The following is a 22,667-nucleotide window of genomic DNA, read 5'->3' as shown; positions in this document are numbered from 1 at the left end:
TCAACTGAGCTATAGTGCTTACATATTAAAAAGTACTTAAAATCATCAGGAACCCACATGAAAGCATTTGGCTACACCAAAAACTCTAAAACACTCACAGCAAGCTCTATACAAGCAATTGAGCTTGATACCCCACCCGCTACAGGGCACGACCTACTTATTGAAGTAAAGGCTATTTCGGTAAACCCTGTAGATACAAAAATACGTGCAAATGTAGCGCCAGAGCAAGGCTACAAAGTACTAGGTTGGGACGGCGTAGGCATAGTAAAAGCCGTTGGCGAGTCGGTTTCGTTATTTAATGTGGGGGAGCGTGTATTTTACGCCGGCGATTTATCGCGCCAAGGCAGTAATGCGCAATTTCAATTAGTTGACGAGCGTATTGTAGGGCGTGCGCCTAAAACATTAACCGACGCACAAGCCGCAGCGCTGCCGCTAACCAGCATTACCGCCTACGAAATGCTGTTTGATCGCCTGCAAGTGCCAAAAAATAAGCAAAATACTCAGCAATCTATTTTAGTTATTGGCGCCGCAGGTGGCGTTGGCTCTATTTTAGTACAGCTTGCCAAGCAGCTTACTGGGCTAAACGTAGTAGGTACTGCATCGCGCGAGCAAAGCGTAACTTGGCTTAAAGAGTTAGGAGCCGATCACGTGCTCGATCATTCTAAAAACTTAAACGAGCAGCGCAAAGAGCTAGGTTTAGCTGAGTTTGATTACGTTATTGGCTTAACCCATACCGACCAATACCAAGATCAAATAGTGGAGTGTATTAAACCCCAAGGTAAATTTGCGCTAATAGATGACCCTTCATCGTTCGATATTTTAAAGTTTAAGCGTAAATGTATTTCAGTGCACTGGGAGTTTATGTTTACCCGCTCGCTATTTACTACCGCCGATATAACGGCGCAGCACACCTTACTTAATGAAATTAGTGAGCTGATAGACGCTGGTACACTTAAAACCACGCTAGGGCAAAATTTAGGATTAATTAACGCTGCTAATTTATATAAAGCACACCAAATTTTAGAATCGCACACCGCACGCGGTAAACTTGTTTTAGAAGGCTTTGAAGCATGAACCAGATTAAACAAATACTTTTAGTTGCAGCCTGTAGCACTGCGTTTTTAACCAGCAGTGTGTTTGCGAATACCGCTAATCAAAATGCTGATTTAAAAACAGTAGCCACATTCGACGCGCAGCACCCACCAGGTAATATTGCTATTACGCCATCGGGTCGCAAGTTTTTATCGGTACATGGTTTTTACGGCCAAAAACAAAAAATTATGGAGCTATTAAGCGATGGCACCACCAAACCCTACCCTAATGAAGAATGGGCATACGCGTATAAAAACGGCAAAGGCTTTTACGATGTACTTGGCATAAATGTATCTGCCGATGGCGTATTATGGATGCTTGATACATCAGGCCCTGATCATGCTGGGCGTTTAGTCGGTTGGGATACCAACAAAGAGCAGCTGCATAAAATAATTTATTTAGCTAAACCCACCATTACCGACACCTCGTTTTTAAACGATTTAGTTATCGATAATAAACACGGCGTTGTATACATTGCCGACACCGCACAAGGCAGCCAAGCAGCTATTATTACCGTAAATTTAAAAACAGGTGAGGCGCGCAGAGTATTACAAAATAGCCCATACACCACAGCCGAAAATATCGACATGGTCATTGAAGGGCGTACCATGAAACTAGGCGGCCAACCAGCTCGTTTAGGCGTAAACCCAATCACACTCGACCCAAGTGAACAGTGGCTTTACTTTGGCTCTATGTCTGGCACGTCGGTTTATCGTATTGCCACAAGCGATATTAACAATAAAAGCCTGAGCGCAAGCGCCCTTGAAAGTAAAGTAACGCGTTACGGCACTAAACCCATTTCAGATGGCATTATTGTTGATGGCGGCGGCAATGTGTATGTCACCGACATAACTAACGGCGCGATTGGCGTAGTAAAACCAAGCGGTAAATACCACGTATTATTTAAAGACGAGCGCTTAAGCTGGCCTGATGGCTTTAGTTATGGCGCCGATCATAAAATATATTTTACCGTAGATGAGCTACATCGCTCGCCAGTATTAAATAACGGTAAAAATGCCAGCCAAGGAAAATTTAGTGTGCTGTCGTTCGACCCACTAGTTAAGGGTAAAGTAGGGCGCTAAATACAGCGTATAAACCATACGCCACGCACCCGCTGCGTGGCTTTTTGGTGCAACTTTTAAGCCTTTTAGCCCCAAAATGGTGCTAAGCGCTCAAAAGTTATTTTTAGTGTTTTAATAAATATCTGATTTGTATTCATAAAATATTCAATTAACAGTTGGCATAATTCTTTCAAAGTACAGATGTGTTCAGTGAAACTTTCAAGGAAAATACCATGGCTAACCTATACCACACCCTTTACCTACTATGGCGTTTAGACATTAGCGTATGGCAGGTAAACGATCCGAGCAATACCCATACTACGTGCGACAAAGAGCGAGTTTACAGCCGATAAATTTCGTATTTATAGGCTTTGCAAGCGCGGCCATTGCGTTGTATTGTTAAGTTACTAAAAACAATATGATTGGAACGTGTATGCACGCCTTAGAAGTAAATTTTGATGGCTTAGTTGGCCCTACTCACAACTATGCGGGTTTATCGTATGGTAACGTTGCCTCGTTAAATAATGCGGCAAGTTTTTCAAACCCTCAAGAAGCTGTGTTACAGGGCCTTGAAAAAATGAAAGCCATGCACGACAAAGGCCTAACACAAGGTGTGTTTGCGCCCCACGCACGCCCCGATTTAAACGTACTTCGTCGCCTAGGTTTTACCGGCAACGACTCGCAAGTTATTCATAAAGCATTTAAAGCAGACCCTATTTTATTGCGCGCCTGTTACTCGGCCTCTGCAATGTGGACTGCCAATGCCGCTACTGTTTCACCTTCGCCAGACACCCTCGATGGCAAAGTACATTTTACCTCAGCTAATTTAAACAATAAGTTTCATCGCTCCCTAGAGCCTGCTACAACTACCCGCTTACTAAAAGCCATGTTTAATAACGATAGCTACTTTGCACATCACACGCATTTACCCGATCAGGGCTTTTTTGGCGACGAAGGCGCGGCTAACCACACCCGACTTTGCGACAGCCACGGCGAGCAAGGCCTAGAAATGTTTGTATTTGGTGCAAGTGCCTTTAACAGCCAATTACCAAAACCGGCTAAGTTTCCTGCAAGGCAAACACTTGAAGCCTCAGAAGCCATTTGCCGATTACATAACTTAAAAGAATCGAGCCAAATTTTACTGCAGCAAAACCCAGATGTAATAGACCAAGGCGTGTTTCATAACGATGTAATTGCAGTAGGTAACGCAAACGTATTACTTTGCCACCAGCAAGCATTTTTAAACCAACAAGATGCCCTGCAAGAAATTCGCGATGCCTACACCGGCAGCAAACAGCTATACATAATTGAAGTACCTACCGATAAAGTAAGCATTAGCGATGCAGTAAGCAGTTACTTATTTAATAGCCAATTAGTAAGCCTAGATGATGGCTCAATGCTATTAGTAGCGCCACAAGAGTGCCAACGTAATAGCGCAGTAAACGCCTACATTGAAGAAATGATTTTAGCCGATAACCCAGTCAACCAAGTGCAGTTTTTTGACCTGCGCCAAAGTATGCAAAATGGCGGCGGCCCTGCATGCTTGCGTTTACGCGTAGCCCTTAACCAACAAGAGCTAAGCGCTGTAAACCCAGAAGTTATTTTAACCGATACTAAATACACACAGCTTTGTGACTGGGCAAAACGTCACTACCGCGATAAATTAGGCGCAAACGACTTTGCCGATTCAGCTCTACTTACCGAAAGCTACCAAGCACTGGATGAACTATCCCAACTGCTTAACTTAGGCTCGGTATACGACTTTCAATTAGAAGGTTAATACTCGTCAGCAAAAAGCTGATACAAAAATAGCGAGCCAAGGCTCGCTATTTTTATTTGTGCTTATGCTAATAGAGTTTAAGTTTCTTTACTTACTGTTACTGCCGATGCCATCGACTCAGATATATGCAACGTACGCTGCGGAAACGGAATGCTCAACCCCGCGCCTTCTATAGCCTCTTTAACGCGCTTATTTAAATCCCACACGGTTTGCCAGTAATCGCCATTTACAGCCCATGCACGTAATTGAATATTTACTGCGCTTTCGCCTATTGAAGTAACCATTACTTTAGGCGCTGGCTCTGCAAGTAGTCGGCTTTCTGATTCGGCGAGTTCTTTAAGTACATTTAAGCCTACATCAATAGAGTCGGCGTACGAAATTCCCACCACTATATCCATGCGCCTTTTACCGTTGCGGGTAAAGTTTTTAATGTTGCCGCCCCACACTTTACCGTTAGGCGATGCGATATAAAGGCCGTCGGTGGTTTTAAAAATGGTCGTAAATAAGTTTATTTCGTTCACTGTGCCAAGCGTGCCGCTCGCATCTACAAAATCGCCTATTTTAAATGGCCTAAGTATTAATAACATAATGCCAGCGGCAATATTACTTAAGGTGTTTTTAAGCGCCAAACCAATAGCTAAACCCGCCGCGCCCATTAGCGCTATTAAGCTTGCCGTATTAACGCCAAAAATATCTAAAATAAACAGCCCAGCAATTATGTAAACTAAATACCCCGCAATGCTCGATAGAAGCGGTAGTAGCGTTTCGTCTACTTTTTTTAATGGCGATTTAGAATTTTTAATCGCTTTTTTAACCGAGCGTGCAATAAGCGCGCTCGCAACTAAAATAGCCAAAGCTAATACCACTTTGTAACCTAAAGTGATGATAGTTTCTGAATGGCTTTGCCAAAACACAATAAGTTTATCTTTCATACATATTCCAACTATGGGCTGATTATCAGCAAGAATTAAATCTATACACTTCAAAAGAAGTGGCGGGAGTATATAGTAAAAATTTTAAAGCGATAGCATTAAAATAAGTGGAAGGTGTGCCTATATCAGCAAATTAATTGGGCAAAGTTTTTCTTTTTTCGCTTAAATTTTCACACTTAAAACCTTAGTGCTCACAAACTAGTTAACCTATGGCGTACATACTTTTGTTCCAAAATGCGCAAAGTAAAATAAAAATTAATTTCAAGTAACTATTCTAAAAACCAGTTCAATTTAAATTCAGCTTAGCTCTTCTACAATCCGCTTTATAAACTAAAGGAGTAAATCATGAATTTTAAATCAACATTAGTCAGCAGCGCCGTTCTTTTTGCATTAGCCGGGTGTGGCTCTTCAAGTGATGACAATGACACAACACCGCCACAATCTAGCGACAAATCAACCTTTAGCCTTGGTGTGTCAGATGCGCCGGTTAGTGGTTTAAAAGCGGTTAACGTCGTGTTTGATTCAATCACTATTAAAACACAAGGCGATGAAGAATTTAGTTTTGAAACCCGAAGTGAAGCTGACGCATCTCAACCACAAATGGTTAATTTGCTCGATTACACCGGGGACGATGTTTTTGAGCTGCTTGACGATCAAGAAGTGCCAGCAGGCGAATACTCGTGGATCCGCGCTCAGGTTATAAATGGCGATACTAATAACCTTAGTTTTACATCTCACGTAGTATACGAAGACGACAGCATTGCTCCGCTCGTGGTTAAAAGAAAAGGGAATGATGGTGTAGGCGAAATACAACTCGATGGCTTTACACTTAACCAAACTGATAACGACTTTGTTTTAGAATTTGACCTAAAAAAATCGCTGGTCGATCCCCAAAATAATGAGGAGATCTTTTTAAAACCTAGAGGCGTACGATTACAAAATCTTTCTGAGTCACAAGAAATTGAAGGCACAGTAAGCCAAGCGCTTATTAATAACTGTGAAACAGACAATATCGCCACTGCTGCTGCAGATTCAACGTTTGGACACGCCGTATATTTATATTCATCAGATGCTCAAATACCTAAAGATATATACGAAATAGATGAGCAAACCCCAGAAGATGCCCCACTTGCGACCGCAAATGTTGTATTTGACCAAGACGATAACCAATATGAGTTTGAGCTTGCTTTCATTACACCGGGAGACTACCAACTTGGCTATACGTGCACCGCACATATAGACGATGCAGAGCTAGAAGATACTGATTTCACTGTTTATCAACTTGAGCAAATTAGTGTACAGCAAGCTGAGGACCTTTCAGTTAGCTTTGACATAACACAATAAACGTATAGCGCACTTTAAGGTGCGCTTTTTTATAAAAAGTATAACAAAAACGAACACTCCACCTTTGCAAAAACCCATTAAAGCCACTCACCTAACATCATCCAAATAATTCATTCGTAAAGTGACCTGCATTCAAGCCCCGTTAACCCAGAACTGGTACAGTTAATAGCACGTATTAGTTAAACCGTTCTTATCATTTTGAATATGTAAACATAGGAGAAATAATCATGGCGAAAGAAAAAGTAGTTCTAATTACAGGTGCCTCTAGTGGCATAGGTGAAGCGAGTGCAAAAACATTGGTTAATAACGGCCATAAAGTCATTCTTACCGCCAGAAGTGAAGATAAATTAGCTGAACTAGTTGAGTCGTTAGGTGAAGATAACGCACTGAGTGTACCCGCAGATGCCACCGACTTTACCGAACTTGAAAACGTAGTAACAAAAGGGCTTAAAAAATTTGGCCGACTAGATGCCGCATTTGCCAACGCAGGTATGGGCGTTTCAACCGCAGGCACCGAAAAAGGCGACCCCGATGAATGGTCAACCATGATAGATATAAACATTAAAGCCCTGCTGTGGACGGCAAAAGCAACCCTGCCCCATTTACGCCAAAACAAAGGCCACTTTATATTAACCAGCTCAGCCGCTGGCCGTAAGCCAATAAAAGGCTCTATTTACGGTGCAACTAAATGGTTTGCTTACGGGTTTGGGCAAAACTTAGCTGAGGAAATGAGCGAGTGGAACGGCCGCTGTACCACCATAGCCCCTGGCATGGTAAACACTCCATTTTTTGATGAAGCAAAACCCGACAAACTCGACCCACAAGATGTGGCCGACGCCGTACTGTTTGCCATTGAAGCAAACCAGCGCAACAACGTGCGCGAGATATATTTAATGCCGACTAATTAACGCTGATTGGTTGAGTTTGAGCTATCAGGTTTAATGCTAATGGCGTTAAACCTGATGGTTGTTTTTGATAAATACTGGCTGGATAGAATGAAGAATTTAAGATAGGTGTCTAGTCTATTTCTTGATCTTTCCCCTGGCTTGACTTGTTATAGCTTTCCAAGTCATCCTCGATAATATCCGTTTGTATGAGAAACTTTATCAATGAATACCTTATTATCCGTTCCATCCCGATGAATGTAGGCGAACGTTTGATTGATTTCTGCATGTCTTTATCTTCGATTACAGGATTACTGTGTATGACTTCCTCATTATCACGTAAATAGTTCACCGCCATCCAAGAAGACGGTAATTTCCCAGCATGAACATACTTACTACGCAAATTATAGGCGGCTTTTAATCTCTGTTTTATATCCGACTCTGAAAGCTTTTGGAATTCATGCTTTGCTTCAGTTCTATTGAAAAAATCACTATCTAGGCAATCAATAATAAACTTACAGAATGCCTCTGAAATCCCCATTAATTTAGAGCTAACTTTTTTGTGCAGTTTCTCCCCATCTTTACCTAGCCCCTTGAGTTGTTTTAATAACTGCTTTGTATTTTCGTCAAGCAACTCTTCTATTGGGTATTTGAAGTGAGACGCCAATATTTCACCAGCAGTTATAAGACTAAGAAATGCTAACTCTGGGCTTTCTTCAACTATTCAAATTGCCTGTATATAGTACCTACCCGCATACCAAAATGTTGAGTGAGCATCAGCGTTATCGCCATCATGCTCAAACAAAACGTGTTCAATGTATTTAATGTTTTCTAGGCTTAGTTCTATCTGATAATCCGCTCTTTTATTAACACTATTGAAGCTCAGGTTCTTGTTATATATTTGGTGGCTAGATTCAACTGACGGAACGTAAGGCCATCCGTGTTGTTGTATTAATCCATGAGAGTCGAACCGTTTTCCAAATAACACAGAGAGTGCGATACTAAAGTTCTCACCAATTTGGCTATAATCAGGTATTACGATGGTGTCTTTTTTGTACTCAGGCGTTGCAACGGTAATTTCAATGTATTCCCGATAAATTCTTTCATCTGCCTTTGGTGTGTATACGCTTACTCGTGCATTCTCGTTTGCATTGACGATTCGAAACACGTCATTTTCATATTGACCTACAAAATGAGATGGAGTCGATAAAAGCAGTTTTGTGATATCCGTTCTTGGCTTAGGTAATGCCATGGTTCTCCCTTTTGCTATAACAATTTAGTCTACGACATTTGCCGTTTATAAACTGCCAAATGTCCCTATTTTATACTGATTTCATCCTAGCTATAAAATAAACACCTGTAAACAAATAGTTAGCTTCACCTTACCTTTCCTAAATGCAGCAAAACCCCAAAATGGTGGAGTTCAGTAATATCAGACATATTGATATGCAATAATACAGACTGCTTATTAGTAAGAGGTTTATTTTAAATACGTGTGCTTAAATTAGTAACGTATACACCCTTTACCCCTTAACCTTGTAACTCGTTGTTGTTTATACAAGATATAAAGCACGCCTATTGAACCCTTTGCATTTTTACTTCATATTAGCTGAACTATTTTTCAATTATTAGGCTGTTATGTCACTTTTAAAATTTAGCCAAGCACTTATTTTTACCCTTGCGAGTACCCTACCGTTTACAAGCCACGCGGCGCTTAATAAAAACGAGCGTGAAATAGTAAAACAGGTTGAGCAAAATATGCCGCAAGCGCTTGAAGAGATAAAACAAGCGGTAAACATTAATAGCGGTTCACTAAATATTGAAGGCGTAAAAAAGGTGGGCGCGCTTGCAAGCGAGCAACTAAAAGCCATTGGTTTTAAGGTTGAGTGGTTAGATGGCAGCGCGTTTAACCGAGCTGGGCATGTATTAGCTGCGCACAAAAGTAAAAACCCCGATGCAATAAAAATACTGATGATCGGCCATCTTGATACCGTGTTTGCTAAACACGATAACTTTACTACCTATAAACAAATTGATGAACACACCGCGAGCGGCCCAGGTGTAGCCGACATGAAAGGTGGTAACACTATTATAATTACCGCACTTAAAAGCCTGCAAGCGCTCAATTTACTTGAAAACGTAAGCGTAAAAGTGCTGCTTACCGGCGATGAAGAAAGCAGCGGCCGCCCACTGAGCTTATCTAAACAAGCCATTGTTGATGGCGCAATTTGGGCTGACGTAGCGCTAGGTTTTGAGAACGGCGATAACAATATTAAAACCGCGATGGCGGCGCGCCGTGGCTATACCGGCTGGACGTTAAATGTAACGGCCAATGCTGCACATTCATCGCAAATATTTAGTGACAATGTGGGCTATGGCGCTATTTACGAGGCGTCGCGTATTTTAAATGACTTTAGAGAGCAACTAGCTACACAACCTAATTTAACCTTTAACCCCGGGCTTATTGTAGGCGGTACAAATGCCGATTACGACAGCGCTAACTCGTCAGCCACGGCGTTTGGTAAAAGTAACGTAATTGCGCAAACCGTGCATGTAGCGGGTGATTTACGGGCGCTTTCGCCAAAGCAGGTAGAAGGCGCTAAAAAAGTGATGCAGCAAATAGTGGCTAAAAGCTTAAATGGCAGCCAAGCTGAGCTTATTTTTGAAGACGGCTACCCACCAATGGGGCTCACCGAGGGTAATAAAAAGCTGCTTGCACTGTATAGCCAAGCAAGCCAAGACTTAGGCTATAACAAAGTGGAGGCTGCAAACCCACGTAATGCCGGTGCTGCTGATATTTCGTTTGCTGCAAACCATGTTGATATGGCGCTTGATGGACTAGGCCTAATGGGCAATGGCGCACACACTAAAAACGAAACCGCCGATTTAACCTCACTTAATAAAAACACCGCTAAAACAGCGCTGCTTGTATATAGATTAGGCCAAATGTAAAAGTATTTAAAACGAGTGCTGTTACTTTTGCACTCGTTCAAATATATGTGATGAAAAAATGTCTATCACGACATTATTTTGAAAAGCAAATCTCGCACTGTGGCGGGTTCAAACGGTTTATCGCAAATGGCATCAACGCCCGCTTGCGCAATATTGGCAAGATGGGTGTCGTTCGCCTCTGAGCTCACCATTAAAATAGGAATATGCGAGTAAGCATTTGAGCCACGTACAGTTTCGGTTAGTTCGCGACCATCCATTTCTGGCATGTTGTAATCGGTAACGATTAAATCGAATGACTGTTCGTTAAGTTTTTCAATTGCTTGTTTACCATCTTGCGCCTCAACCGGGGCTGGAATTCCCATACCAGCAAGCACACGAATAATATGCTTGCGCGCAAAACGACTATCGTCAACAACCAGAACTCGTAATAAAGTGACATCAAAATGCTCTAGTTCGACCTCTTCTTCTGTAATTATGTCGAGCGTCGCTTTTAACGCGCGTGTAATTGCATCAGCACTAAATGGTTTAGGTAAAATGGCTAATACGCCCGACTGCCTTAATTGCTCAAGGTATTTTTTATTGCGTTCGCTCGAGATCAACATAAACGCTTGGCTTTCTGTGCGCGGGTTCGAACGAATGCTTTGTAACAAAGAGTCTGCAGTGCCATCGGCTAAATACATACTACTAATAACTAAATCGGGCTGATATTTTTCTAAAAGGGCTAACGTTTGCGCTTGATTGCTTGAGGTTTCTACTTGGGTTACACCACATTGAGTTAGTGATTTGATTATCAGTTTTTGCTGAACCTCTGAAGGCTCTACTAATAATATTGATAAATTGGCTATTGCAGTTAAATCACTCATGTAACTCTCTTGGGTTATGTTATTGCTAAACGATTTCGGTTTTACGGTTTCATTATAAAACAACATGTATCACTGGGGTTAACAAAACGCTTATTTATATGCATTTATTTGTAAGTTTTAAATTACAAATAAATCAAAACTTTTGAATGTACTCAAGCGCGGTCATTTTTTTATAACTTACATTTGGGTGTAGTATGTGAGCAGGTTTAGGATCGACCACCTCGATAGGTATGTTATAAGTACGGGCTATTTCTAATGCCATTTGGGTGATATTTACACTAAACGAGGTGCCCATAAATACAATTTTATCAGCGTTGAGCATTCGCTGCTGTGCTTGGGTTATTCTGTAAAGCTCGGTGTAAAATTCATCAAACAACAACACAAAAGGCTTAAACGAGTGGTTAAGCTCAGGTGTTTGGTTTTGAATATTAAACAGCTCAAAAAGAGATTCATGCAGGCGGCTTTCATCTACATTATCCCACGGGGTCATTAGCGGTTTAACGGCTTCGCCTTGCTCATGAAATAGCGTCATTTGATCCAGCCTGCCGTGTATAGCAATGTAATTTTTGTTACCGGCTTTGCCATCAAGCCCATCTATATTTTGGGTTATTAAGTTTTTATCACTCAACCAATGATGCACGTCATTAGGGCCATGGTTACGATACGTTGCAAAACGGTTGTAATACCAAGCCAAAAACTCACGCGGATTATTTTGATACATAGCGCGCGTTGCCATTTCCATAGGCGTATAGTTTTTACTGCCTATAGTCCAAAAGCCTTCTTCCCCTCTAAACGTAGGTATACCACTAGCCGCGCTTACCCCTGCGCCGGTAATATAAAGCGTATTCATTATTTGACCTCGTAACCTAGCACATCATTAATAACTTGCTGTTGGTTATTCATTCCACCAATACGATATAAAATACCGTTATGCTCTAGTAAGCCTCGGTGATCCATCGTTGCAGTTTTAAGTGGCTGCATTACTTGCCATGTATTATTTTTAATATTAAAGCGCCATACATGACGACTTGCTGGAGCTGGCTGTTTGTTATAACCAATGCCATCGTAATTATAGGGGTTGCTTGAGCCAGCTAGCATGTAAATATGGCCATTATAGCTTGTAGCAGCCATACGATAATGTGCTTCGCCTGTTGGGTGTGGCAGCGTTCGCCAATCTATTTTTTGTGGGTTGTTGGCATTTATTGTGCCTTTTAAACATTGTGCAACCCCTGAAAACGAGCGGCGTGAATTTGGATTTGCTTGGGTTTTTACGCCATCACAAATAACAATAGTATTACCACTAATTGCAGCCGCTTGGCCAAAAACAGGCTCACCTAAAAACGGTGAAGCTTGCTGCCATTTATTGGTATGTGTGTCGTAAACTTGTACTAAATTTACGTTGCCATCGTTATGCCAACCGCTAATAAGGTATATGTAACGGTCTTTGTAGCTTAGCGCTACGCTGTCATCTACTGGGACTGGCATAGACTTGAGTTGCGTATAGCTATTTGTGGTTATATTGTATTTATACACGTCGGGGCTCGATATTTCCGTGTGATCTGCAGCAACAGTGTAGCCACCAAATACATAAGCGTATTTGCCTATACCAACCGCTGTACTTGCTAAACGCCCCTTAATTGGCAAGCTAGAAGGTACTGCCAATTTAGCCTGCCATTGCCTTTCTCCCAGCTTTAATGCCCACACTTTATTATGTACATCACTAAATTGTTTATTTGAAGCTAAGCCCATAAAGCTTAAGAAATAGGTGTTATTTTGCGCTGTAACTTTAGCTACTGCGTTGTTTGCAACAGGCTCAGGTAAAGCAGGAATGCTAGCTAGCAGTGCAGAAAAAATAAAACTCATATAAAAATAATCTTATTAAAGGTTAATAAAGTAAGGTTAATTTATTTTTCAACGCTGAACCAGTTTTGATAAGCCTTGTGATGCACTTACTGCTTTCAACACCTCAAAATATAAAATAAGTCAAAGCTACTTTTTTGTTAAATTAACTTTATGAACTTACGTTAAGTGTAAAAATCATCCGCTTTTGTTTGATAAAAAAACAATTGAACATGGACTTAATACTTTTGTTTAAAGATAATTTATATTATTAATCATTTAAAATTAATATTAATGAAACTGTGTATACATTAGCTGTGGTTTATTTTTTATTATGGTTACTTTATAAGCTAATGATATATTGAAAAAAGTTAAAGGCTCACATAAAAAGTAGCAGCGTATTTTTGCTATATTTACACCATTCATAATGTTAATGTAATGTTCTTCAAATGTTTAAGAAAAGCAATTTCGCTTATATAACTTATGACTAGGTAGGAGTTCCTTAGTGAAAATTTCGCATCAATCACTATGGCCATTATTGTTTTTATCACCGCTTGTAATTGCAGATCCTTTTGAAGATGCTGAGCTCGATCTTAGCGCATTAATGGAAATGGATGTTCAAGTAACGTCTGCAATGAAGCGAGCTCAATCTGCATTTGATACCGCCTCGTCTATTTATGTTTTAAGTAAAGAGCAAATTAATAAATCTGGCGCAAACTCAGTACCAGAAGCATTAAAAATGGTACCTGGACTTATTGTTAGGCAACTTGATAATAATCAATGGGCAATCTCTTCGCGCGGTGTTGCGTCTCGATTTTCAAGTAAGCTTTTAGTTATGGTTGATGGGCAAAGCTTATATACACCTAAATTTGCTGCTGTTTATTGGGAAACACTGAATGTCCCACTTTATGATATTGAACGAATAGAAGTTATTCGCGGTCAAGGCGGCCTACTGTGGGGCACAAATGCAAATAATGGTGTGATCAATATTATTACTAAAAACAGTATTGATACTCGTGGTGCCTACGCGAATGCGACTACCGGTAATCAAATAAATATTGATGCAAATGCGCGATATGGCGGCGACTTAAGTAATAAAGGCAGTTACCGTATTTATGGTCATGTAAAAGACGCTAATGAGTCAAAAAAAGGAATTTCACTCACGCCTAGTGACACAGCCAAACAACATTCTTTGGGTTTGCGTGCTGACTTTACACCAAGTGACGAATGGTCTGCTTTAATACAAGGAGATGTTACACACTCTAACTTAGGCCAAAACTACCGTGGAGTTATTGACGAGACCAATAAAAACGTTTCATTTTCTGGGGACTTATCACGTACTGATTCTCGTGTTATGGCGCGTCTCGAAAATAGAATATCCCCCGACGCAAACCAAATGTTGCAAGTGTCATGGCTAAAGCAAAGTGGCAACCAAACATATATAAAAGAAAACTTTGAATCTATAGATATAGACTACCAAATGAACTTTTTATATGACTCTTTGCAGCTAGATTGGGGCTTGAATTACAGATATAACAAAATATCTTTCGAGGAAAGTGTATTTTTAGACAGTGATAAAGACCTAGACAATCTTCAACAATATGGTGGATTAATCCAAGCCCAATATAATGTTTTACCCAATTATCTTGATTTAGTTGTCGGCACTAGGCTCGACCACAATGATTTAACTGGCTGGGAAAACCAACCATCGGCTAGGGTTATCTATAAGCCACAAGAGCGCCATCTAATATGGGGTGCTATATCTAGAAGTGTACGTACACCTACCCTGATAGAGTTTAATGATGACTACAAAGTGAATGGGACAGTTGTAGAAGAGGCTCTTGGTGGAAGTACTGGCATTAAAGCTATTGATGAATATGCGATTGCCACTTACCTCAATGGCAACGACAAAGTTGAATCAGAAAACTACGTCTCATACGAGTTAGGCTACCGCTTTGAAGGAAATAACACCTCTCTCGATTTGTCCGCATTCCATACAGATGCCGATAATATAGCAGCGATTAGATTTAACACCGCCCCCAATCAGTTTCTGCCTGCTATACGTTTTTTTCAGCTCGGTCAATTTGAACAAGCGGCATTTGCGCTTACTCAAACTCGTGTCGATCTTGATGTTGTTTCGCAGGGTGAAACAACAACTAACGGGTTTGATATAGTTGCAACCTGGCAACCGCTGAATAACCTAAGTACAGAACTAGGGTATAGCTATACAAAAATTGATTATGATTTACCCGAGGGAACAACACCAACTATAGGTTTTGATTCAACTAATAGACAAGTATTTGGCAAAGTAAACTATACGCTTTTTAATAAACATAATATTTTTGCAACGCTTAGAGTTGAAAACTCAGACGCTTATAATACCGACCGTTACACTACAATGGATATAACATGGAATTATCAAATTAACCAAACATGGTCTACGGCTTTGTCGGGTAAAAACTTGTTTGCAGGCTCTCACATAGAGTATAACAACACTCGTGAAACCTACACATTGCCTAACTACATTGATGAATGTATAACATTTTCAATTAAAGCCAGTTTTTAAGATTATTTAATGCAGTTATTAAAACTTTTACTCAACGGGCTATTAATTACATTAACACTATTTTTTAGTGCTAAGAGTGCTGCGACTGAGAAAGAGTATATGCTCAAGGCTGGTTTTTTATATAACTTTGCTCGATTCGCTCATTGGGTAACACCGACGTATCATAATAATAACTTTACATTATGTAGCCCAGATAAATCATTCATCGACATTGCTGATGTTGCACTTACTAAACGAAATATTCAAAAACGCCCACTAATAAACAAACATATATCGCTTGAGCCAAACTCAATTAAACTGTGCGACATGGTATTCATAACTTCAAAAACGTATGCAAACTGGAAGAGTACCCCTAATTTGACTTACAAAAATATTTTACTTGTTGGGGAAAATGACGGATTTATAGAAAGCAATGGGCACATAAGGTTTTTTCTCTCAAGCGGAAAGGTCCGTTTTGAAATATCACCAAACAACCTTAAAATCGACGGCTTAACAATGAGCTCTAAAGTACTGCGCCTTGCGCGAATTGTGGATGGCTAAATGAAAAAACTATTTACGCTAGACACAATAAGTAAAAAGCTGCTTTTTATACTGATGAGCGTAGCATTTATATCAAGTAGTATTGTTACTGTTGCCTTTAGCGCCTATGAACTCAACAGCGCACAAGTTGAGCAAATAGAAAGCTTAAACACATTATCAAAAATGATGGCACCAAATATAACTACAGCGCTTATTTTTGAAGATTCAGATGCGATACAGGAGCTAATAAATCCTATTCTCACTCGATCCGATGTAATATCAGTCTCAGTTAGTAACCATGAGGGTAAACAATTAGCAATTACACAATCGCTGATATTTTCAGATAGTATTAAGCAAACTGTTGAAATAAAAAAACCATTAAAAATAGATGGAAATAGCCTTGGAGAATTAATAATTCGGGCTAACAACAGCTATATAGATAATCGAGTAGCGTTTTATATAAAGTTTATCATTAGTCTCACGCTACTATCCTTTGCTGTCAGTCTAATTATTTCATTAGTACTCAGACGTCGTTTTTTAAGCCCTATCTTATATTTAGCTCAAACAGCTAACGATATCACTAAATCAAATGACTATAGTTTACGTGCCGAGCAACTTTCTAATGATGAGGTTGGCGAATTAACCGTATGTTTTAACGATATGCTCTATACAATAGAGCAACGTGAACACGCTTTAGAAAATCAAGTTAAAACACGTACCCAAGAGCTTGAAAATGCTAACAGCGAGCTTCACCGCTACGCATATCAAGATGGCCTTACGGACCTGCCTAATCGTCGCTATTTCTACGAAAAGATACAATCATTAATCAATACGCATAATACAAATTTCGCATTAATTTTTATCGACCTTGATGGGTTCAAAGAAGTAAATGATAGTTTAGGCCATGATTACGGTGACTTACTGTTGCATCAAGTTGCAAATAGGCTAAAAGCATGCATTAGTGAACAAGACATTATTGCGCGACTCGGGGGGGACGAGTTTACTTTAATACTTCAAAACGTCACCGACCTAGAAAGAGCCGCAAAAGTTGCAAATAGCGTACAACATGCCCTATTAACTTCAATTCAAGTAAAAAAAGAGACAGTGTATGTTACCGCAAGTATAGGTATTACTCTTTACCCAGAACATGGTAAAACAGTTGAAGAGCTCGTAAAGCGTGCCGACCAAGCAATGTATTTGTCTAAAAAGAAAGGTAGAAATAGGTACGAATTTTTCTCTTATTCAATTGAAGAAAAAGCTACTGAGAAAAGAAAACTCATAGAAGAAATAAAACTTGGTTTAAAAGAAAATCAGTTTGAATTGTACTATCAACCTATTTTTTCTGTTGATGGTAAGAGTATTACTAAAGCCGAAGCATTGATCCGCTGGAATCATCCACAAAAAGGATTAATAGGGCCTAATGAATTTATCCCTATGGCAGAAAAAAATGGCTTAATAAGCGACATAGGCCGCTGGGTGAAATCGCAAGCAATACAAGACTGTACTTTATTCAATAAATTATCTAAACGCCTTATACAAGTTAGTGTTAATACCTCACCACTGGAGATTGATCGCTCTGGTGAGTGGGTTGAGCAATGGATACAGGCAAGCGAACAATTCAATTTACCCGGACACTCTGTCTTAATAGAAGTAACAGAGAACACTCTAATGGGAACTGATTCAGAAATAAAACGACAGCTCAAGCGCCTAAGTGAATTTCAAATAGATGTTGCTATTGATGATTTTGGCGTGGGTTACTCATCACTGGCATACTTACAACGATTAGATATCGACATCCTTAAAATAGATCGATCATTTATAAAGGATATAGAAAAAAATGATAATAGCATTGCACTAGTAAGGGCTATTATCACAATGGCCCATAACTTAAATGTGGAAGTAGTTGCTGAGGGAGTAGAAAAACAAGAGCAGTACATGTTACTAAAACAGATGCAATGTGATTATATTCAAGGCTATTACTTTTCTAAACCAGTTTCAAAAAAGGTGTTTGTCAGCGAATTCATTGAAGAATAACGCACAATTAAAACCAGCGAGGCACTACCTGTGAATATTGTTTATATTCAACTGTAAAGCTCTCGGTTAAATGTTTTTCCTCTACCAGAGTTTGCCTGTATATAGCTGCGACCCCAACGACTAAGCATATTAAACTAAATAAGCTTGGCAACGCTAAGAAAAATCCAATTTGAGCGGCTATCACCCCCAAATACATAGGGTTTCTAGAAAACTGATATAACCCCTTTGTTTTTAATTCCCGTGGACCGTTTGGATCAATCCCTGAACGCCACAATGAGGCCATATTAAAATGAACAAGCATCGATAAAGCAAAACCTGCTGTCAAAATCACATTGCCAAACATAACACCGGGCCAATCATTCAAACCGGTAAAAAGCCCTAAGTAATTATCAAGTGAAGGAACAAACACTCGCAATACACATACAAACCATATCAAGGCTCTAAAGAACTTAAACACAGTATGGTTCCACCAACTTGCACAATACTTAACTCCAGGAAAAACAATGTTTTCTTTCTCAGTACGTGACATATAAATAATTCTATAGGTATAAAAGCCTGCTACAAAGGTATAAAACAAAGCAAGGTAGATACGAGTAAACTCTATTAAAGAAGGTGAGTCATCGATAAATAAGGGGAAAGACATAGAGGACCCTAAATGAGTAAAAACGTTAACAAAAGGAGAGCATAAAGCCCATAAGGACTTTTAACAAGTAAAGTTAAACAAAACCAATAATAACTTATCTCTATAAAAGTATTAGCCAATACGCTTATTTAAATCGCTAGTATTTTTTATATTGTTATAAATCTTAAATCAATACATAGAGAAGTAAATCTGTAAAAGTCACCATGAAATAAAAATTATTATTATGTAAAGGCTGACTTGTGCGGATCTCGCTTTGACGTTGTTATGCATAATGTATGGGAATTAAAATACCGTTGAGCACAGGATATGCATCAGCAGCCGCTATTGAGTTCGGCATAGGGTTTTGGCTATTTACTAAACCCCAGACAGAAAAAAACGACTATCGCTAGTCGGGCTCTCTACAATTTTAAGCCTGCGTAATGTCGTGGTGCCCACAGCGGTAGAGAGTCACATAGCAAATGTTACCTATCATAGGTCAGTGTATTGAATAACCAAGACACTGTCCACAAAGAGGCGCTTCGCTCAGGAGACGCTTCGCTTTAGAGAAGGAAATACTGAATATTACTTTTCTATAAACGTAAAAAAATTTAGCGAATTGAGCTTTATTGTATTTGAAGCCTGCGGCCTGCGTAATTTCTTGGTGTCCACAGCAGTGGAAAGCCAAAACACTGTTCACAAAGAGGCGCTTCGCTTAAGAGACGCTACGCTTTAGAGAAGGGAATGTTGACTATTACTTTTCTGTAGACGTAAAAAAGCCGCTTCATTTCTGAAGCGGCTTTCTACAATTTGAAGCCTGGTAATGTCCTACTTTCACATAGCAAATGCTACACTATCATCGGCGCTGTTTCGTTTCACTACTGAGTTCGGCATGGAATCAGGTGGGTCCAAAACGCTATTGTCACCAAGCAAATTTGGGCGTTAATCCGTATCTCTACGCACTAACTGAATTTGGAAAATATCTGATAATATTTTTTAAGTCTGTCAGTAATATCTACTTTAGTTATTAACTTCTGTCTTAACTGTCACACAAAACGCGTTTGGCGTTGTATGGTTAAGCCTCACGGGTAATTAGTACAAGTTAGCTTAATGGCTCACACCACTTCCACATCTTGCCTATCAACGTTGTAGTCTTCAACGGCCCTTCAGAGACTTTAAAAGTCTAGTGAGAACTCATCTCGAGGCCTGCTTCGCGCTTAGATGCTTTCAGCGCTTATCAGTTCCGAACGTAGCTACCGGGCAATGCCATTGGCATGACAACCCGAACACCAGCGGTTCGTTCACTCCGGTCCTCTCGTACTAGGAGCAACCCCTCTCAATTCTCAAACGCCCACGGCAGATAGGGACCGAACTGTCTCACGACGTTCTAAACCCAGCTCGCGTACCACTTTAAATGGCGAACAGCCATACCCTTGGGACCGACTTCAGCCCCAGGATGTGATGAGCCGACATCGAGGTGCCAAACACCGCCGTCGATATGAACTCTTGGGCGGTATCAGCCTGTTATCCCCGGAGTACCTTTTATCCGTTGAGCGATGGCCCTTCCATTCAGAACCACCGGATCACTATGACCTACTTTCGTACCTGCTCGACGTGTCTGTCTCGCAGTTAAGCTGGCTTCTACCATTACACTAACCGTACGATGTCCGACCGTACTTAGCCAACCTTCGTGCTCCTCCGTTACTCTTTGGGAGGAGACCGCCCCAGTCAAACTACCCACCAGGCACTGTCCGTAACCCCGATTCAGGGGCCAACGTTAGAACATCAAAACTACAAGGGTGGTATTTCAAGGACGACTCCAACAAGACTAGCGTCTCATCTTCAAAGTCTCCCACCTATCCTACACATGTAGGTTCAATGTTCAGTGCCAAGCTGTAGTAAAGGTTCACGGGGTCTTTCCGTCTAGCCGCGGGTACACAGCATCTTCACTGCGATTTCAATTTCACTGAGTCTCGGGTGGAGACAGCGTGGCCATGGTTACACCATTCGTGCAGGTCGGAACTTACCCGACAAGGAATTTCGCTACCTTAGGACCGTTATAGTTACGGCCGCCGTTTACCGGGGCTTCGATCAAGAGCTTCTCCGAAGATAACCCCATCAATTAACCTTCCGGCACCGGGCAGGTGTCACACCGTATACGTCATCTTGCGATTTTGCACAGTGCTGTGTTTTTAATAAACAGTCCCAGCCACCTGGTCACTGCGGCTCCCGTCCGCTTAGAGAGCAAGTCTCATCACAGATAGGAGCGTACCTTCTCCCGAAGTTACGGTACGATTTTGCCTAGTTCCTTCACCCGAGTTCTCTCAAGCGCCTTAGTATTCTCTACCTGACCACCTGTGTCGGTTTGGGGTACGATTCGGTATAATCTGAAGCTTAGAGGCTTTTCCTGGAAGTATGGCATCAGCAACTTCATCACCGTAGTGACTCGTCTCGTGTCTCAGGTTTAATGTTCGTCCGGATTTACCTAAACAAACGCCCTACTCACTTTCACATGGACAACCATCGCCATGCTTGCTTAGCCTTCTCCGTCCCCCCATCGCAATTATACCAAGTACGGAAATATTAATCCGTTTCCCATCGACTACGCCTTTCGGCCTCGCCTTAGGGGTCGACTTACCCTACCCTGATTAACATGGGATAGGAACCCTTGGTCTTCCGGCGTGCGGGTTTTTCACCCGCATTATCGTTACTCATGTCAGCATTCGCACTTCTGATACGTCCAGCATACCTCCCGGTACACCTTCAACCGCTTACAGAACGCTCCCCTACCACTCATACAAAGTATGAATCCGCAGCTTCGGTGCATAGTTTAGCCCCGTTACATCTTCCGCGCAGACCGACTCGACCAGTGAGCTATTACGCTTTCTTTAAAGGATGGCTGCTTCTAAGCCAACCTCCTGGCTGTCTGGGCCTTTCCACATCGTTTCCCACTTAACTATGACTTTGGGACCTTAGCTGGCGGTCTGGGTTGTTTCCCTCTTCACGACGGACGTTAGCACCCGCCGTGTGTCTCCCGGATATTACTTTACGGTATTCGGAGTTTGCAAAGGGTTGGTAAGTCGGGATGACCCCCTAGCCTTAACAGTGCTCTACCCCCGTAAGTATTCGTCCGAGGCTCTACCTAAATAGATTTCGGGGAGAACCAGCTATCTCCCGGTTTGATTAGCCTTTCACTCCTAGCCACAGGTCATCCCCTAACTTTTCAACGTTAGTGGGTTCGGTCCTCCAGTTGATGTTACTCAACCTTCAACCTGCCCATGGCTAGATCACCGGGTTTCGGGTCTATACCTTGCAACTATTCGCCCAGTTAAGACTCGGTTTCCCTACGGCTACCCTAATCGGTTAACCTCGCTACAAAATATAAGTCGCTGACCCATTATACAAAAGGTACGCAGTCACAGAACAAGTCTGCTCCTACTGCTTGTACGTACACGGTTTCAGGTTCTATTTCACTCCCCTCACAGGGGTTCTTTTCGCCTTTCCCTCACGGTACTGGTTCACTATCGGTCAGTTGGGAGTATTTAGCCTTAGATGATGGTCCACCTATATTCAGTCAAAGTTTCACGTGCTCCGACCTACTCGATTTCACTTAAAATGTCTTTTCATGTACGGGACTATCACCCTGTATCGTGGCACTTTCCAGAGCCTTCCATTAACACATAATAAGCTTAAGGGCTGTTCCGATTTCGCTCGCCGCTACTTTCGGAATCTCGGTTGATTTCTTTTCCTACGGGTACTTAGATGTTTCAGTTCTCCGCGTTCGCCTCGTTAACCTATGTATTCAGTTAACGATACCTGCAAGCAGGTGGGTTTCCCCATTCGGAAATCCTAGTCTCAAGTGCTTTTTACTAGCTTGACTAGGCTTATCGCAAGTTAATACGTCCTTCATCGCCTCCAACTGCCAAGGCATCCACCGTGTACGCTTAGTCACTTAACCATACAACCCAAACGGGTCTTTGTTTTGTGACAGTTTAACTTCGCCAGAAGTTAATATTGAATACTAAAGTAGATACCAATCAATCAACTCATAAGAGTGATTAAATGGCACTGAATGATACTGCTATCATTCTTTTTTACTTTTGAAAACTCTGTACAAATACAATTGTATTCATACGAATTTTATTATCAGCTTTTCCAAATTTTTAAAGAGCATATTAATTA

General features: G+C 41.0%; 16 protein-coding genes and 2 rRNA genes. 9 read left to right on the top strand and 9 right to left on the bottom strand.

Features of this window, described 5'->3' with window-relative positions; translation table 11 throughout:
• The first annotated feature begins 57 nt into the window (after positions 1–57).
• From MTP24_RS17460 to astB, 3 genes are all read left to right on the top strand, one after another.
• On the top strand, positions 58–1,074 hold the full coding sequence (locus MTP24_RS17460; protein ID WP_243533780.1) for a zinc-binding alcohol dehydrogenase family protein: 1,017 nt from the start codon (positions 58–60) through the stop codon (positions 1,072–1,074).
• Positions 1,071–2,174 (top strand): major royal jelly family protein, encoded by a 1,104-nt coding sequence (locus MTP24_RS17455; RefSeq protein WP_243533778.1) that lies wholly within the window; start codon positions 1,071–1,073, stop codon positions 2,172–2,174. Before MTP24_RS17460 ends, MTP24_RS17455 begins: the two co-directional genes overlap by 4 nt.
• Before the next feature lie 412 nt (positions 2,175–2,586).
• A complete protein-coding gene (gene astB / locus MTP24_RS17450) occupies positions 2,587–3,933 on the top strand; it encodes an N-succinylarginine dihydrolase (RefSeq protein ID WP_243533775.1) in 1,347 nt (448 codons plus the stop codon).
• 77 nt (positions 3,934–4,010) lie between these two features.
• Here the strand turns inward: astB and MTP24_RS17445 are convergent, their stop codons facing one another.
• Positions 4,011–4,865 carry a mechanosensitive ion channel domain-containing protein gene (locus MTP24_RS17445; protein ID WP_243534518.1) on the bottom strand — a complete coding sequence of 285 codons (855 nt, stop codon included), beginning with the start codon at positions 4,863–4,865 and terminating at the stop codon, positions 4,011–4,013.
• Between the two features lie 345 nt (positions 4,866–5,210).
• Between MTP24_RS17445 and MTP24_RS17440 the strand changes: the two genes are divergently transcribed.
• Both MTP24_RS17440 and MTP24_RS17435 read left to right on the top strand, forming a co-directional pair.
• Entirely contained in the window at positions 5,211–6,209 is a 999-nt protein-coding gene (locus MTP24_RS17440) for a DUF4382 domain-containing protein (RefSeq protein ID WP_243534516.1), read from the top strand.
• A gap of 227 nt (positions 6,210–6,436) precedes the next feature.
• Positions 6,437–7,117: an SDR family oxidoreductase gene (locus MTP24_RS17435; protein ID WP_004587015.1), complete on the top strand. Its 681-nt coding sequence runs from the start codon at positions 6,437–6,439 to the stop codon at positions 7,115–7,117.
• Between the two features lie 109 nt (positions 7,118–7,226).
• Here the strand turns inward: MTP24_RS17435 and MTP24_RS17430 are convergent, their stop codons facing one another.
• Both MTP24_RS17430 and MTP24_RS17425 read right to left on the bottom strand, forming a co-directional pair.
• Positions 7,227–7,760 carry a HEPN domain-containing protein gene (locus tag MTP24_RS17430; protein WP_243534514.1) on the bottom strand — a complete coding sequence of 178 codons (534 nt, stop codon included), beginning with the start codon at positions 7,758–7,760 and terminating at the stop codon, positions 7,227–7,229.
• A gap of 57 nt (positions 7,761–7,817) precedes the next feature.
• Complete coding sequence (locus MTP24_RS17425; protein ID WP_243534512.1) at positions 7,818–8,261, bottom strand: hypothetical protein; 444 nt, start codon at positions 8,259–8,261, stop codon at positions 7,818–7,820.
• Positions 8,262–8,731: 470 nt separating this feature from the next.
• Between MTP24_RS17425 and MTP24_RS17420 the strand changes: the two genes are divergently transcribed.
• Positions 8,732–10,045 carry a M20/M25/M40 family metallo-hydrolase gene (locus MTP24_RS17420; protein ID WP_243534510.1) on the top strand — a complete coding sequence of 438 codons (1,314 nt, stop codon included), beginning with the start codon at positions 8,732–8,734 and terminating at the stop codon, positions 10,043–10,045.
• Positions 10,046–10,110: 65 nt separating this feature from the next.
• Here the strand turns inward: MTP24_RS17420 and MTP24_RS17415 are convergent, their stop codons facing one another.
• From MTP24_RS17415 to MTP24_RS17405, 3 genes are all read right to left on the bottom strand, one after another.
• Entirely contained in the window at positions 10,111–10,908 is a 798-nt protein-coding gene (locus MTP24_RS17415; RefSeq protein WP_243534508.1) for a response regulator, read from the bottom strand.
• Between the two features lie 133 nt (positions 10,909–11,041).
• Entirely contained in the window at positions 11,042–11,758 is a 717-nt protein-coding gene (locus tag MTP24_RS17410; RefSeq protein WP_243534506.1) for a Sir2 family NAD-dependent protein deacetylase, read from the bottom strand.
• Entirely contained in the window at positions 11,758–12,771 is a 1,014-nt protein-coding gene (locus tag MTP24_RS17405) for a kelch repeat-containing protein (RefSeq protein WP_243534504.1), read from the bottom strand. The genes MTP24_RS17410 and MTP24_RS17405 overlap by 1 nt, the downstream gene beginning before the upstream one ends.
• A gap of 481 nt (positions 12,772–13,252) precedes the next feature.
• On the opposite strand from MTP24_RS17405, the gene MTP24_RS17400 reads away from it, so the two are divergent.
• From MTP24_RS17400 to MTP24_RS17390, 3 genes are read left to right on the top strand one after another with little or no spacing between them, the layout of a single operon-like run.
• Positions 13,253–15,313, top strand: a complete 2,061-nt coding sequence (locus MTP24_RS17400) for a TonB-dependent receptor (protein ID WP_243534502.1) — start codon at positions 13,253–13,255, stop codon at positions 15,311–15,313.
• 9 nt (positions 15,314–15,322) lie between these two features.
• Positions 15,323–15,853, top strand: a complete 531-nt coding sequence (locus MTP24_RS17395; RefSeq protein ID WP_006794400.1) for a YfiR family protein — start codon at positions 15,323–15,325, stop codon at positions 15,851–15,853.
• Complete coding sequence (locus tag MTP24_RS17390; RefSeq protein ID WP_243534500.1) at positions 15,854–17,866, top strand: EAL domain-containing protein; 2,013 nt, start codon at positions 15,854–15,856, stop codon at positions 17,864–17,866.
• Positions 17,867–17,873: 7 nt separating this feature from the next.
• Here the strand turns inward: MTP24_RS17390 and MTP24_RS17385 are convergent, their stop codons facing one another.
• From MTP24_RS17385 to MTP24_RS17375, 3 genes are all read right to left on the bottom strand, one after another.
• Positions 17,874–18,509, bottom strand: coding sequence for an isoprenylcysteine carboxylmethyltransferase family protein (locus MTP24_RS17385; protein WP_243534498.1), 636 nt, complete (start codon positions 18,507–18,509; stop codon positions 17,874–17,876).
• Positions 18,510–19,300: 791 nt separating this feature from the next.
• A 5S ribosomal RNA gene (rrf, locus tag MTP24_RS17380) occupies positions 19,301–19,415 on the bottom strand.
• 141 nt (positions 19,416–19,556) lie between these two features.
• A 23S ribosomal RNA gene (locus tag MTP24_RS17375) occupies positions 19,557–22,443 on the bottom strand.
• Between the last annotated feature and the right edge of the window lie 224 nt (positions 22,444–22,667).

It is taken from the genome of Pseudoalteromonas sp. APM04 (assembly GCF_022809815.1).
GTDB lineage: Bacteria > Pseudomonadota > Gammaproteobacteria > Enterobacterales > Alteromonadaceae > Pseudoalteromonas > Pseudoalteromonas marina.
The sequence above is the reverse complement of the archived record's forward strand: the minus strand, read 5'-3'. Positions and strand labels throughout refer to the sequence as shown.